Source organism: Streptomyces showdoensis, from assembly GCF_039535475.1.
Classification (GTDB): Bacteria; Actinomycetota; Actinomycetes; order Streptomycetales; family Streptomycetaceae; genus Streptomyces; species Streptomyces showdoensis.
On sequence record NZ_BAAAXG010000027.1, the window covers coordinates 384,670 to 397,124 of the forward strand.

General features: G+C 75.5%; 12 protein-coding genes. 8 read left to right on the top strand and 4 right to left on the bottom strand.

Annotation, left to right across the window (positions count from 1 at the left end; translation table 11 throughout):
- Positions 1–63 precede the first annotated feature (63 nt).
- The 4 genes from ABD981_RS34570 to ABD981_RS34585 all read right to left on the bottom strand — a co-directional run bounded on the left by ABD981_RS34570 (position 64) and on the right by ABD981_RS34585 (position 3,676).
- Positions 64–669 carry an Rv1733c family protein gene (locus ABD981_RS34570; protein WP_046906824.1) on the bottom strand — a complete coding sequence of 202 codons (606 nt, stop codon included), beginning with the start codon at positions 667–669 and terminating at the stop codon, positions 64–66.
- A 153-nt stretch (positions 670–822) separates the two neighbouring features.
- The gene (locus ABD981_RS34575; protein WP_046906752.1) at positions 823–1,656 is read right to left on the bottom strand and encodes an MOSC domain-containing protein; all 834 of its coding nucleotides are present in this window, start codon (positions 1,654–1,656) and stop codon (positions 823–825) included.
- Positions 1,657–1,693: 37 nt separating this feature from the next.
- Entirely contained in the window at positions 1,694–2,194 is a 501-nt protein-coding gene (locus ABD981_RS34580; RefSeq protein WP_046906751.1) for a DUF6643 family protein, read from the bottom strand.
- Positions 2,195–2,470: 276 nt separating this feature from the next.
- Entirely contained in the window at positions 2,471–3,676 is a 1,206-nt protein-coding gene (locus ABD981_RS34585) for a glycosyltransferase (RefSeq protein ID WP_046906750.1), read from the bottom strand.
- Between the two features lie 58 nt (positions 3,677–3,734).
- On the opposite strand from ABD981_RS34585, the gene ABD981_RS34590 reads away from it, so the two are divergent.
- From ABD981_RS34590 to ABD981_RS34625, 8 genes are all read left to right on the top strand, one after another.
- A complete protein-coding gene (locus ABD981_RS34590) occupies positions 3,735–4,520 on the top strand; it encodes a glutamate racemase (RefSeq protein WP_046906749.1) in 786 nt (261 codons plus the stop codon).
- Positions 4,521–4,580: 60 nt separating this feature from the next.
- Positions 4,581–5,132 carry a hypothetical protein gene (locus ABD981_RS34595; protein ID WP_046906748.1) on the top strand — a complete coding sequence of 184 codons (552 nt, stop codon included), beginning with the start codon at positions 4,581–4,583 and terminating at the stop codon, positions 5,130–5,132.
- A gap of 46 nt (positions 5,133–5,178) precedes the next feature.
- The gene (gene lnt, locus ABD981_RS34600; protein WP_046906747.1) at positions 5,179–6,819 is read left to right on the top strand and encodes an apolipoprotein N-acyltransferase; all 1,641 of its coding nucleotides are present in this window, start codon (positions 5,179–5,181) and stop codon (positions 6,817–6,819) included.
- 48 nt (positions 6,820–6,867) lie between these two features.
- Entirely contained in the window at positions 6,868–7,350 is a 483-nt protein-coding gene (locus ABD981_RS34605; protein ID WP_046906746.1) for an NUDIX hydrolase, read from the top strand.
- A gap of 56 nt (positions 7,351–7,406) precedes the next feature.
- The gene (locus tag ABD981_RS34610; RefSeq protein ID WP_046906823.1) at positions 7,407–8,240 is read left to right on the top strand and encodes a 3-hydroxybutyrate dehydrogenase; all 834 of its coding nucleotides are present in this window, start codon (positions 7,407–7,409) and stop codon (positions 8,238–8,240) included.
- 105 nt (positions 8,241–8,345) lie between these two features.
- Positions 8,346–10,235 carry a helix-turn-helix domain-containing protein gene (locus ABD981_RS34615; protein ID WP_046906745.1) on the top strand — a complete coding sequence of 630 codons (1,890 nt, stop codon included), beginning with the start codon at positions 8,346–8,348 and terminating at the stop codon, positions 10,233–10,235.
- Positions 10,236–10,311: 76 nt separating this feature from the next.
- Positions 10,312–11,511 (top strand): CaiB/BaiF CoA transferase family protein, encoded by a 1,200-nt coding sequence (locus ABD981_RS34620; RefSeq protein ID WP_046906744.1) that lies wholly within the window; start codon positions 10,312–10,314, stop codon positions 11,509–11,511.
- Positions 11,501–12,451, top strand: coding sequence for a PhzF family phenazine biosynthesis protein (locus ABD981_RS34625; RefSeq protein ID WP_123954324.1), 951 nt, complete (start codon positions 11,501–11,503; stop codon positions 12,449–12,451). Before ABD981_RS34620 ends, ABD981_RS34625 begins: the two co-directional genes overlap by 11 nt.
- The last annotated feature ends 4 nt before the right edge of the window (positions 12,452–12,455 follow it).

Sequence of the window (12,455 nt, forward strand, 5' to 3'; positions counted from 1 at the left end):
CTCGTGCGCCGACGCTGATCCGATGCCCCACCGTAGCGCGCGCGGCGCCGCGGAGTTGACGGGTCAGCTGCCCGTCCCCGTACGGCCCCAGTCGGGACCGGCCTGGGCCCAGGCGCGGTCGAGACGGGCGTACCGCCGACGTACCAGCCGGTGTACGGCCAGGCGTCTGGCGGTCTCCACGAGCAGGCCCGCGAGGAGCGCCACGGTGAGGCCCGCGATGAGGGCGTGCGCCCGCGCGGTCTCCGGGTGCATCGGCGGGGGCACGGCCCGGCCCGCCCGGTCGGTCCAGAGCGGGAAGGCGTCGCCGGGGTGGGCGTGCTGCCGGGTGGTGTTCACGGTGCCGGTGCGGGTGCTGCCGTCGGGGGCGGTCCAGTCGGCCACCACGGCGGGCCTGAGCCGCTGCTCGCCGGCGGCCTCGGCGGTCCGCTGGGCGGGGTCCTGGTCGGCGATCCGCACCACCCGCGCGACGGTCGGCACCCGTTCCTGGTACTGGGCGCGGACGGCGCGCTGCAGCGAGGCGTTCGCCGAGAGGCCGGCGACGACGCCGGCCGCGGGCACCGCGAGGCACAGCAGAAAGGCCGCCGTGAGGGCGACCCAGGCCTCGATCAGGTCGGTGGTACGGCGCAGGGGATTGCGCCGCCAGCGCCACAGTCCGATGGCTGCCCGCACGATCCGCACCCCCTCGTTGTCGGTCCTTCCAACGAGTGTGCCCCGGGGGAGGGTTCCGCGCCCGTCGAGGACGGTCGAGGGCGGACGGGGACGGTCCGGGCCCTGACACGTGCCGGCGAGGTCTGACGGGCGCGGAGGGGTGCGGCCCGGGGGTCAGTCCAGGATCTCGACCGGGTCGCCGACCTTGATCACGCCCCGGTGCTCGGGGACCAGGTTCTGGCCGAAGATCAGGCGGTTGCCGTCCCTGCGGTGCCGGGCCAGGGTGCGCAGCGGCTCCTTGCCGCGCTCGGCGGTCCCCTGGTCGGTGGTGGTGACCACGCAGCGGCCGCAGGACTTGGCGACCCGGAAGGTGACCTCGCCGATCGCGAGGCGGCGCCAGCCGTCCTCGGCCCAGGGCGCGGTGCCGTCGATGACCACGTTCGGCCGGAAGCGGTTCATCGGGAGCGGGCCCTCGTCGGCGTGGTCGCCCTGGGCGATCAGCGAGTTGAGGGCGTCGAGGGAGGAGGTGGTGGCGGCGAGCAGCGGGTAGCCGTCGGCGAAGCTGACGGTCTCGCCGGGCAGCGCGAAGTCCGGGTCGACGGGCCGTCTGCGGGCCGGGTCGTCCATGTGGACGAGGCGGACCTCGCTGTCCAGGTAGGCGCTGAACCAGGCGTCGGCGGCGGGGTCCGCCGGGACCGCCTCCACCCTGTCGCCGAAGATCTCCACGGTGATCGTCGCCGCCGTGGACCGGGGGTCCGGCACCTCGACGGTGAGCGGCTCGGCGCCGGGCGCGGACAGCGTGACCCCGCCGTCGGGGAGCAGCGCGGCCGCCGACAACGCCAGCCGCGCGTGCTGGCGTTGGGTCACGACGTCGCCCGCGGCGTCCACCACGGTCCAGCGGCGGTCGCCGGCCAGACCCCATGGCTCGACCTCCGCCTGCGCGGGGGAGAAACCGCGCAGTGCCTTGACCGGGTGGACGTGGACGGAATGCAGGACAGGATTCGGCATGACGCCATCCTGCCAGTCGCCCGACCGGCTTCCGCGATCAGTACCCGCGGCCCTGGTACGGGCGGTTGTACGGGTCCTCGTACGTGGCGGGCGTCGGCATCGGCCGGGGCGCCGCCGGGCGCATCGCCTCGTACCCGGCGGCCGCCGGGCGCGGCTGCTGCGGCGCCTGGGGGCCCGGGTAGCCGCGCGGGGCGACGGGCTGCTGCGGGATGTACGGGGTGGGGGCGTGCTGCAGCGGCACGGGGGCCATCTGCGGCGCGGGCTGGGGGTAGCCGTACGCGCCGCCGTTGCCGCCGTAGGACGGTGCGTGCTGCTGCGGGGCGGGGGCCGCGGGGAGGGCGGGCAGGGCCGCGGGCAGCGCCGGCAGGTAGCCGCCGCTTCCGGAGAAGCCGCTGGGAGTGTCGTACGCGGAGGGCACTCGGATCGGGGCGATCTGAGGCGTGCCCCGCTCTGCGACGAGGGAGTCGTAGATCGGGGTGTCGGGGAACGACGGCGCGGTGTAGTAACCGCCTCCGTAGGTGGAGCGCGGGGAGGTCATGGCTCATAAGGTAAGCCCACGATGTGCCCTATGGGGAGCCCGGAAAGACGGTTGATTGACGGGTTCGGAGAGACCGCCGATGCCCAATGCGATCGAACGTGACAAAAACGGACGCCCGGCGGCGTATGGATCTTGTAAACCCCAAGCTCGGGAGGGGTTACCCGCGGGTCCGGCGTCAGGTTGACGTAAAGAAAACCGGCGGCGACAAAGGGGTTTCCGGAGGCATCGGCCGCCGTCTCGCGCGCACCTTAAATGACGGCGGTGTTGCGGCGGGGTTCAGTCATTACTCCGTGTGTCGGGAAAAGCGCGCTGCGGCGCGGATTTCGTCGGCCGGTCGTAAGTCCGCCCCTTCCACGCCGCACCCCGTCCCCGGTGGTGCTGCACCGCCGAGTCCACCGTCATCAGCAGATAGAGGAGCGCGGTGAAGGGGAGCAGCGGCCCCAGCGCGAGCGACTGCCGGTAGTAGCGCAGCATCGGCAGGTACGTGAAGGTCATCACCGCCCAGGCCGCCCCGCCCGCCCACGCCGCCGGGGCGTCCCCCGACAGCAGTCCGGCCGCCAGGGCCGCGGGCGGCGCCAGATAGACCAGGGCCAGGCCCGCCACCGTTCCCGCCAGCAGCAGCGGGCTGTGCCGGAGCTGGGCGTACGCGCTGCGCGAGACCATCCGCCACAGGTCGCCCAGGCGCGGGTACGGGCGGATGCTGTCCACCCGGTCCGCCAGCCCCAGCCAGATCCGGCCGCCCACACCCCGTACCGCCCGGGCCAGCGACACGTCGTCGATGACCGCCTGCCGGATCGTCTCCGGCACCCCGGCCCGCTTCGCCGTCTCCGTCCGCAGCAGCACGCACCCGCCCGCCGCCGCCGTCGCCAGGGGCCGCCGCCGGTTGATCCAGCGGAACGGATAGAGCTGGCAGAAGAAGTAGACGAAGGCCGGGACGATGAGGCGCTCCCAGGCGCTCGACACCCGCAGCCGGGCCATCTGCGACACCAGGTCCAGGTCGTGCCCCGTCGCCGCCTCCACCAGGAGCCGCAGGCTGTCCGGCTCGTGTGCGATGTCCGCGTCGGTCAGGAGCAGGAACTCCGGACCGCGCGCCCGGGCCAGCGCCGTCCCGTGCCGCAGCGCCCACAGCTTCCCCGTCCAGCCCGGCCCGGGCTCGCCCGGCGAGACGACGGTCAGCGGCAGCCCCGCCTGGCGGGCCGCCAGCTCCTCGGCGAGCCGCCCGGTGCCGTCGGTGCTCCCGTCGTCCACCAGGATCACCTCCGCCGGCCCCGGATAGTCCTGGGCGAGCACCGAGGGCAGGCTCAGCGGCAGTACCTCCGCCTCGTCGCGGGCCGGTACGACCACCACCACCCGCGGCCACACCTCGGGCGGGCGCGGCGGCGCGGGCAGGCGCTGGTCGGTGCGCCAGAAGAATCCCTGGCCCAGGAGGAGCCAGGCCCAGACGGCCAGGGAAGCGATCGCGATCCAGGCAAGCGGGCTCATTCGCCGCAGTCTGCCCCAGATCGCCGGGGATGCAAGGGGGGTCGGCTAGGGTGACCGGGTGAAGATCGCCCTGATGGACTCCGGAATCGGCCTGCTCCCGGCAGCGGCCGCGGTTCGCCGTATGCGGCCCGACGCGGACCTGGTGATCTCCAGCGACCCCGACGGCATGCCCTGGGGCCCGCGCACGGTCGAGGACCTCACCGGACGGGCGCTGGCCGTGGCCCGGGCCGCCGCCGCGCTGGAGCCCGACGCGTTGATCGTCGGCTGCAACACCGCGACCGTCCACGCCCTGCCCGCGCTCCGCGCGGCGCTGGAACCCCGCATCCCCGTGATCGGCACCGTGCCCGCGATCAAGCCCGCCGCCGTCGGCGGCGGCAAGGTCGCGATCTGGGCGACCCCCGCCACCACCGGCAGCCCCTACCAGCGCGGGCTCATCCACGACTTCGCCGACGGCGCCGACGTCACCGAGGTGCCCTGCCCCGGCCTCGCCGACGCCGTCGAGCACGACGACGCGGAGGGCGTACGGCGGGCCGTCGCCGCCGCGGCCGCGCTCACCCCCCGGGACGTCCGGGCCGTCGTGCTCGGCTGCACCCACTACGAGCTGGTCGACGAGCAGATCCGGGCCGCCCTCCGCCGCACGGAGCTGCCGCCCGTCGTTTTGCACGGCTCCGCGGGGGCAGTGGCCAGTCAGGCACTCCGGCGCATCGGGGCCGAGGCCGACCCGGAAGCGGCCCCGACGGGCACCCTGACCGTGCTCCTGAGCGGCCGCACCGGCGCTCTGCCGGCCGCGGCGCTCGGCTACCCGCAGGGGCGCTTCCTGGGGACGGCCGCCGCCGCGCGCTGAGCGCGCCCCGGATGCCGCAGCCGAGGCGCCGGGACAACGGAACGTGCGTAGGCTGTCACCATGAGGAAGCGATCCTCGCCACAGGGTCCCGAGGGACCCGCACCCGCCGTCTGGACCGGCCGGGCCACGAACCGCCTCCAGTGGCTGCCGGCGGTCGCCGGAGCCGCCTGCATGGCGCTCGGCATCACCCTCGCCGTCGAGTCCCCCTGGACCTCCGGCATCGCACCGCTGCTCATGGCCGTGATCGGCTGCGTCGCGGCGGGCTTCCTCGTCCTCTTCGGCACCCTCGCCTTCGTCCACGTCGCGGTCCGCGTCGACGACGACGCCATGGAGGTGCGCTGCGGCCACATCGGCGTACCGCGCCGCCGCATCCCGCTCTCCCACGTGGTCGGCGCCGAGTACGCCCCCTCCGTCACCCCGCGCCAGTGGGGCGGCTGGGGCTACCGCTGGCGCCCCGAGAAGGGCACGGCGGTCGTCGTCCGGCGCGGCGAGGGGCTGGTGCTGCGGCTCGGCGACGGGCGGACGTTCACGGTGACCGTGGACGACGCGGAGGGCGCGGTGCGGGCGATCCGGGTGCTGCTGGGCCGGACGTCCCCGCCGACCCCGGTGTGAAGACGCCGAGGCCGGGGGCACGAGGGCCGGGGTTAGACTCCGGCACGTGAGCGCCACCATGACCCCCGTCGACGTGCCCGAACCCTCCGCCGCGCCGGAGCGGGGCCGCGTGCTCCGACGGTTCCTGCGGCCCGGTGCGGCCGTGCTGTCCGGGCTGCTGCTCTTCCTGAGCTTCCCGCCCCGGCCGCTGTGGTGGCTCGCGCTGCCCGCCTTCGGACTGCTCGGCTGGACCCTGCGCGGCCGTCGGCCGCGCGCCGGGTTCGGCCTCGGCTACCTGGCCGGTCTCGGCTTCCTGCTGCCCCTCCTGGTGTGGACCGGCGAGGAGGTCGGCCCCGGACCCTGGCTGGCGCTCGCCGCCGTCGAGGCGCTGTTCGTCGCCGCCGTCGGCCTGGGCGTCGCCGCCGTCTCCCGGCTGCCCGCCTGGCCCGTCTTCGCCGCCGCCGTGTGGATCCTCGGCGAGGCGGCCCGCGCCCGCGTGCCGTTCGGCGGCTTCCCCTGGGGCAAGATCGCCTTCGGCCAGGCGGACGGCGTCTTCCTGCCGCTCGCGGCCGTCGGCGGCACCCCGGTGCTCGGCTTCGCCGTCGCCCTGTGCGGCTTCGGCCTGTACGAGGTGCTGCGCCTGGTCCTGGAGCGGCGCCGCTCCGGGACGCGACCGGAGCCGGAGCCGGCCCCCGTGGGCCGGGGCCCGCTCCTCGCCGCCGCCCTCGCCGTGCTCGTCCCCGTCACCGGGGCGCTCGCCGCGCTGCCCCTCGTGGACGACTCCGCGGAGGACGGCACCGCCACCGTCGCGGCGGTGCAGGGCAACGTGCCGAGGCTCGGCCTCGACTTCAACTCCCAGCGCCGCGCGGTGCTCGACAACCACGCCAACCGCACCAAGGAGCTCGCCGCCGACGTGAAGGCGGGCCGCAAACCGCAGCCCGACCTGGTGCTGTGGCCCGAGAACTCCTCCGACATCGACCCGTACGCCAACCCCGACGCCTACGAGGTCATCGACCAGGCGGTGCGGGCCATCGGCGCGCCCACCGTGATCGGCGCCGTCATCGCCCCGGAGACGGGCAAGCTCCGCAACACCCTCATCCAGTGGAACCCCGGCCGCGGCCCGGTCGCGGAGTACGACAAGCGGCACGTCCAGCCCTTCGGCGAGTACATCCCGATGCGGTCCTTCGTACGCCTCTTCAACAGCAACGTCGACCGGGTCCGCCGCGACTTCGGCCCCGGCACCAAGGTCGGCGTCTTCGACCTGGCCGGCACCAAGGTCGGCCTCGCCACCTGCTACGAGGCGGCCTTCGACTGGGCGGTGCGGGACACCGTCACGCACGGGGCCCAGCTGATCACCGTCCCCAGCAACAACGCCACCTTCGGCCGCAGCGAGATGACCTACCAGCAGCTCGCCATGTCCCGGGTGCGGGCCGTCGAGCACAGCCGCAGCGTGGTCGTACCGGTCACCAGCGGGGTCAGCGCGATCATCCGCCCCGACGGGGAGATCGTGGCGCAGACGAAGCTGTTCACCCCGGACGTGCTGGTCGAGAAGGTCCCGCTGCGCTCCTCACTGACCCCCGCGACCCGCATGGGCACCCTGCCCGAGGCGCTGCTCGTCGCCGTCGCCGCGGCCGGTCTCGGCTGGTCGGCCGCCCGGTCCGTGCGGGCCCGCCGGGCCCGGAAGGCCGCCGCGGGCGCGGACGCCTGACCGGGGCGGCCCGCGCCGGGGGGCCTGAAGATGATCTAGGGTCGGCCCATGGGCACCCCCGACTTCATCCGCGACATCCGGGCCTCCGCCGGCCACCAGCTCCTCTTCCTGCCGGGCGTGAGCGCGGTCGTCTTCGACGACCGCGGACGGGTGCTGCTCGGCCGCCGCGCCGACACCGGGATGTGGGCCGTCATCGGCGGCATCGTCGAGCCCGGCGAGCAGCCCGCCGCCTGTGCCGTGCGCGAGGTGTACGAGGAGACGGGCGTGCACTGCGTGGCCGAGCGGATCGTGCTCGTCCAGACCCTGCGCAAGCCGGTCGTGTACCCCAACGGCGACCAGTGCCAGTTCATGGACGTCTCCTTCCGCTGCCGGGCCGTCGGCGGGGAGGCCCGGGTCAACGACGAGGAGTCGCTCGAGGTCGGCTGGTTCGAGACCGACGAGCTCCCCGAGATGAAGCGGTTCTCCTACTTCCGGATCGAGAAGGCGCTGGCCGACGAACCCACATGGTTCGACACCACCTCCCAGGGCTGAACTATGGGTGAGGAACACATCGGTCGGGGGGTGGGGCGCTTCATAGGGTGCGGAGCATGAGCGCCCCCACCCCATCAGGTCCCGCACCTGCCCAGGCCCCCGCGCCCGGCCCCGTACCCGGGGCCGTCCCCCTCGACCTCACCGGGCGCACCGCGCTCGTCACCGGCGCCGCCGGCGGCATCGGCCGGGCCTGCGCGCTGCGGCTCGCCGCCGCCGGGGCCCGGGTCAGAGCCGTCGACCGGGCCGCCGAAGGGCTCGACGAGCTGGCGGGAGCCGCCCGGGGCCTCGCCGGAGCGGTCGAACCCCAGCTGCTCGACCTCACCGACCTCGACGCCGCCGAGGCGGCCGCGGCGGGCACCGACATCCTCGTGAACAACGCCGGACTCCAGCTCGTCCGCCCCATCGAGGAGTTCCCCCCGGAGGTCTTCCACACCGTCCTCACCGTGATGCTGGAGGCGCCCTTCCGGCTGATCAGGGGCGCCCTGCCGGAGATGTACGCGCGCGGCTGGGGCCGGATCGTCAACGTGTCCTCCGTCCACGGGCTGCGCGCCTCGCCCTTCAAGTCCGCCTATGTGGCCGCCAAACACGGTCTGGAGGGCCTCTCCAAGACCGCCGCCCTCGAAGGCGCCCCGCACGGGGTCACCTCCAACTGCGTCAACCCCGGCTATGTGCGCACGCCCCTCGTCGAGCGGCAGATCGCCGACCAGGCCGCCGCCCACGGCATCCCCGTCGAGCGGGTCGTCTCCGACGTCCTGCTGAAGGACTCGGCGCTGAAGCGGCTCATCGAGCCCGAGGAGGTCGCCGAGGCCGTGCTCTACCTCTGCACCCCGCAGGCCTCGTTCGTCACGGGCACCTCGCTGGTCCTCGACGGGGGATGGACCGCCCACTGACCACCGCTCGCGCCGAGCCCGTCGTCCACAGGCGGCCGTCCGCGGCCGCCCACGGTTGTCCACAGGGCTGGTGCGACCCCCCGTACGGCAGGTATCCCTGTGACCATGACCCACGAACAGGCCGTCTACCTGGAGCTCCTCGCCCGCGGCGCCGCCACCGAGGCGTACGACCGGCCCGCGCTGCTCGCCCGAGCGAGCGGCGCGGGCCCGGAGGAGCTGGCCCGGCTGGAACAGGCCAAGCAGCTCGCGCTGCGGGTCCGGGCCGAACTGGAGGGCCGGCGGCGGCGCGAGGCCGAGCTGTCCGCGCTCTTCGAGACCGCCAACGACCTCGCGGGCCTGCGCGACCTCGACGACGTGCTGCGCGCCATCGTCCAGCGCGCCCGCTCCCTCCTCGGCACCGAGGTCGCCTACCTCAGCCTCAACGACCCGGCCCGCGGCGACACCTACATGCGGGTCACCGAGGGTTCCGTCTCGGCCCGCTTCCAGCAGCTCCGGCTCGGCATGGGGGAGGGGCTCGGCGGACTCGTCGCCCAGACCGCCCGGCCCTACGTCACCGACGACTACTTCCACGACGCCCGGTTCCAGCACACCGAGCCCATCGACGGCGCCGTCGGCGACGAGGGCCTGGTCGCGATCCTCGGGGTGCCGCTCACCCTCGGCAGCCAGGTCATCGGCGTCCTCTTCGCCGCCGACCGGCGGGCCCGGGTCTTCGAGCGCGAACAGGTCGCCCTCCTCGGCTCCTTCGCCGCCCACGCCGCCGTCGCCATCGACACCGCCAACCTGCTCGCCGAGACCCGCTCCGCCCTCGCCGAGCTGGAGCGGGCCAACGACATCATCCGCGAGCACAACGGCGTCATCGAGCGGGCCTCCGAGGTCCACGACCGGCTCACCGAACTCGTCCTGCGCGGCGGCGGGGTGCACGACGTGGCCGCCGCCGTCTCCGAAGTCCTCGGCGGCACCGTCGAGTTCACCGAGGAGCCGCCCGGCCCCGGCCGGATCGCCGAAGGCCACGCCACCCGCGCGGGGGACGACTGGATCGCCGCCGTCTCCGCCGGCGGCGAGAGCTTCGGCGCCCTCGTCCTGCGCGACAGCCCCGACCTCGACCCCGTCGACCTGCGCACCCTGGAGCGGGCCGCCCTGGTGACCTCGCTGCTGCTGCTCGCCCGGCGCTCCGCGGGCGAGGCCGAGCAGCGCGTCCGGGGCGACCTCCTCGACGACCTCCTCGACGCCCCCGACCGCGACCGGCGGCTGCTGCGCGAGCGCGCCGCCCGGCTGCGCACCGACAGCGACGCGCCCCACGTGGTGCTCGCCGCCCGGATCGACCGGGCCGGCGCCGGGGCCGAACCGGACCCGGGCGGACGCGAGAGCGCCGACCGCCAGCGGCTGCGCTCGGCCGCCTCGCACCTGGCCGCCACCCGGCACGGCCTGGCCTCCGCCCGCGACGGCGGCACGGTCCTGCTGCTGCCCCTCGGACCCGGCGAGAGCGCCGCCGAACTGGCCCGGCAGACCGCGAGACACCTGGGCGGCGCCCTCCGCGAACCGGTCACCGTCGGCGCCTCCGCCCCCCTCACGGCCCCGCTCGCCCACCCCGACCGGGTGGCCCCCGCGTACGAGGAGGCCCGCCGCTGCCTCGACGCCCTCCGGCTGCTGCACCGCCAGGGCGAGGGCGCCGCCGCCGAGGACCTCGGCTTCCTCGGCCTGCTGCTCGCCGACACACGCGACATCGAGGGCTTCGTCGACCGCACCATCGGCCAGGTCGTCGCCTACGACCGCCGCCGGGGCACCGACCTGGTGCGCACCATGGAGGCCTACTTCGCCTGCGGGATGAGCCCCGCCCGCACCAAGGACGACCTGCACGTCCACGTGAACACCGTGGCCCAGCGCATCGAGCGGATCGGCCGCCTCCTCGGACCCGACTGGCAGACCCCGGCCCGGGCCCTGGAGATCCAGCTGGCCCTGCGCCTGCACGCCCTCGCGGAGGCCGTCATACGCTGACGGAGCTCCGCCCGGAGCCGCCCGCCGCGCCGCGTGCCCCCTCGTGCCGGGGCCCGTACCCCCAGGAGGCCCCTCCATGACCGCACGCCCCGACGGGCTCCCGCTCTCCGGCATCACCGTCGTCAGCCTCGAGCAGGCCGTGGCCGCCCCCTTCGCCACCCGGCAGCTGGCCGACCTCGGGGCCAGGGTGATCAAGGTGGAGCGCCCCGGCGAGGGGGACTTCGCCCGCCGGTACGACACGACCGTGCACGGCGAGTCCAGCTATTTCGTGTGGCTCAACCGGTCGAAGGAGTCCCTCACCCTCGACCTGAAGAGCGCCGCGGGCCGCGAGGTCCTGGAGCGACTGCTGGCCGGGGCCGACGTGTTCGTGCAGAACCTGGCGCCGGGGGCGGCCGCCCGGATGGGGCTCGGCGCGGAGGCGCTCGCCGAGCGCTTCCCCTCGCTGATCGCCTGCACCGTCTCCGGATACGGGACCAGCGGCCCCTGGGCCGACCGCAAGGCGTACGACCTGCTCGTCCAGTGCCAGACCGGCCTGGTGTCGCTCACCGGCAACGAGCACGGCGCCGCCCGCGCCGGAGTGTCGGTCGCCGACATCGCCGCCGGGATGTACGCCTACAGCGGCATCCTCACCGCCCTGTTCACCCGCGCCACCACCGGCGTCGCCCGCGCCGTCGAGGTCTCCCTCTTCGAGGCGCTCGCCGAATGGATGGGCCAGCCCGCCTACTACACCCGCTTCGGCGGCAGCCAGCCCCCGCGCGTCGGCACCCGGCACGCCACCATCGCCCCCTACGGCGCCTTCACCGCCGCCGACGGCAACGACGTGCTGTTCTCCGTCCAGAACGAGCGCGAATGGGTGGCGCTGTGCGAGCGCTTCCTCGGCCGGCCCGCCCTCGCCGACGACCCGCGGTTCGCCACCGGCTCCGACCGCCTCGCCCACCGCGAGGAGCTCGACGCGATCGTCGCCGCCCGGTTCGCCGAGCTCGACAGCACGACGGCGGGCGAGCTCCTCGACGAGGCGGGCGTCGCCAACGCCGGGGTCAACGACATCGCCGGCTTCCTGGAGCACCCCGTGCTCAGCGCCCGGGACCGCTGGCGCGAGGTGCCGATCCCCGGCGGCGCCCGGGTGCCCGCGCTGCTGCCCCCGGCCGATCTCGTCGGCGTCGACGCCCACATGGGCGCCGTGCCCGCCGTCGGCGAGCACACCGAGCGCATCCTGGCCGAACTGGGGTACGGGGCCGACGCCGTCGCACGGATGCGGGACGAGCATGCCGTCTGAGCCCCCGCCCGGCACACCGGGCACGACGGCCGCGGCAGGCACGCCCGGACCCACCGCCGCGACCGCCCCCGTCGGTCCCGTGCCCGTCACCCTCGTCCACGCCTGCCTGCGCGACGGCACCGGAGGCAGCCCCACCGCGGTCGTCCTGGAGACGGGCGCGCCGCTCGGCGAGGAGGCCCGGCGCGGAGTGGCCGTCGCCTCGGGCACCTCGCACGCCGTGTTCGTCCGCGTACGGGAGGAGGACGGTCCCGAACCCACCGTGGACCTGCGGTTCTTCACCGCCGAGGGCGAGCTGCCCGCCTGCGGGCACGGCACCGTCGCCGCCCTCGTCCTCCTCGCCTCGCGCGCCGCGCCGGACGGGCCGTACCGTGCCACCCTCCGTACCGCCCGGAGCGCGTTCCCCGGCCGCGCCCGGGCCGAAGGGGGCCGCGGCACGGGCCTGTTCGACCCCGGCCCCGTGGACCTGCGCCCGCCGACCGCCGCCGAGCGCGGGCTGGTCCTGCCCGCCCTGGGCCTCGCACCCGACGAGGTGGGCCCCGAGCCGCGGGTGGCCGGGGTGGGCCGCGAGCGGATCCTGGTGCCCGTGTCCTCCCGCGCCGCCCTCGCCGCGCTCGCGCCCGACCCCGGCCGGCTGCGCGCGGCCTGCGACCGGCTCGGGCTCCTCGGCGCCTACGTCCACTCCCCGCCGTCCGCCGCGGGCGCCCTCGCGGCCCGGATGTTCGCGCCCTCCATCGGCGTCCCGGAGGACGTCGCCAACGCCAACGGCACCGCCTGCCTCGCCGCCCACCTCGCCGGGCGCGGCTTCACGGACCTCGCCGTCGACATGGGGGACGCCCTCGGCAGCCCCGCGCGGATCACGGCCACGGTCGTCGACGGGCCGGGCGACGCCGGCCGGCTGGGCCCCCGGATCCTGATCGGCGGCACGGCGCGGGTCGCCTGACCGC

Excerpts from the sequence above, each read along its gene's own strand:
- ABD981_RS34620 (WP_046906744.1), top strand. The coding sequence starts at position 10,312 with ATGACCGCACGCCCCGACGGGCTCCCGCTCTCCGGCATCACCGTCGTC.
- ABD981_RS34575 (WP_046906752.1), bottom strand. The coding sequence starts at position 1,656 with ATGCCGAATCCTGTCCTGCATTCCGTCCACGTCCACCCGGTCAAGGCA.
- ABD981_RS34580 (WP_046906751.1), bottom strand. The coding sequence starts at position 2,194 with ATGACCTCCCCGCGCTCCACCTACGGAGGCGGTTACTACACCGCGCCG.
- ABD981_RS34585 (WP_046906750.1), bottom strand. The coding sequence starts at position 3,676 with ATGAGCCCGCTTGCCTGGATCGCGATCGCTTCCCTGGCCGTCTGGGCC.
- ABD981_RS34615 (WP_046906745.1), top strand. The coding sequence starts at position 8,346 with ATGACCCACGAACAGGCCGTCTACCTGGAGCTCCTCGCCCGCGGCGCC.
- ABD981_RS34605 (WP_046906746.1), top strand. The coding sequence starts at position 6,868 with ATGGGCACCCCCGACTTCATCCGCGACATCCGGGCCTCCGCCGGCCAC.
- ABD981_RS34595 (WP_046906748.1), top strand. The coding sequence starts at position 4,581 with ATGAGGAAGCGATCCTCGCCACAGGGTCCCGAGGGACCCGCACCCGCC.
- ABD981_RS34610 (WP_046906823.1), top strand. The coding sequence starts at position 7,407 with ATGAGCGCCCCCACCCCATCAGGTCCCGCACCTGCCCAGGCCCCCGCG.
- ABD981_RS34625 (WP_123954324.1), top strand. The coding sequence starts at position 11,501 with ATGCCGTCTGAGCCCCCGCCCGGCACACCGGGCACGACGGCCGCGGCA.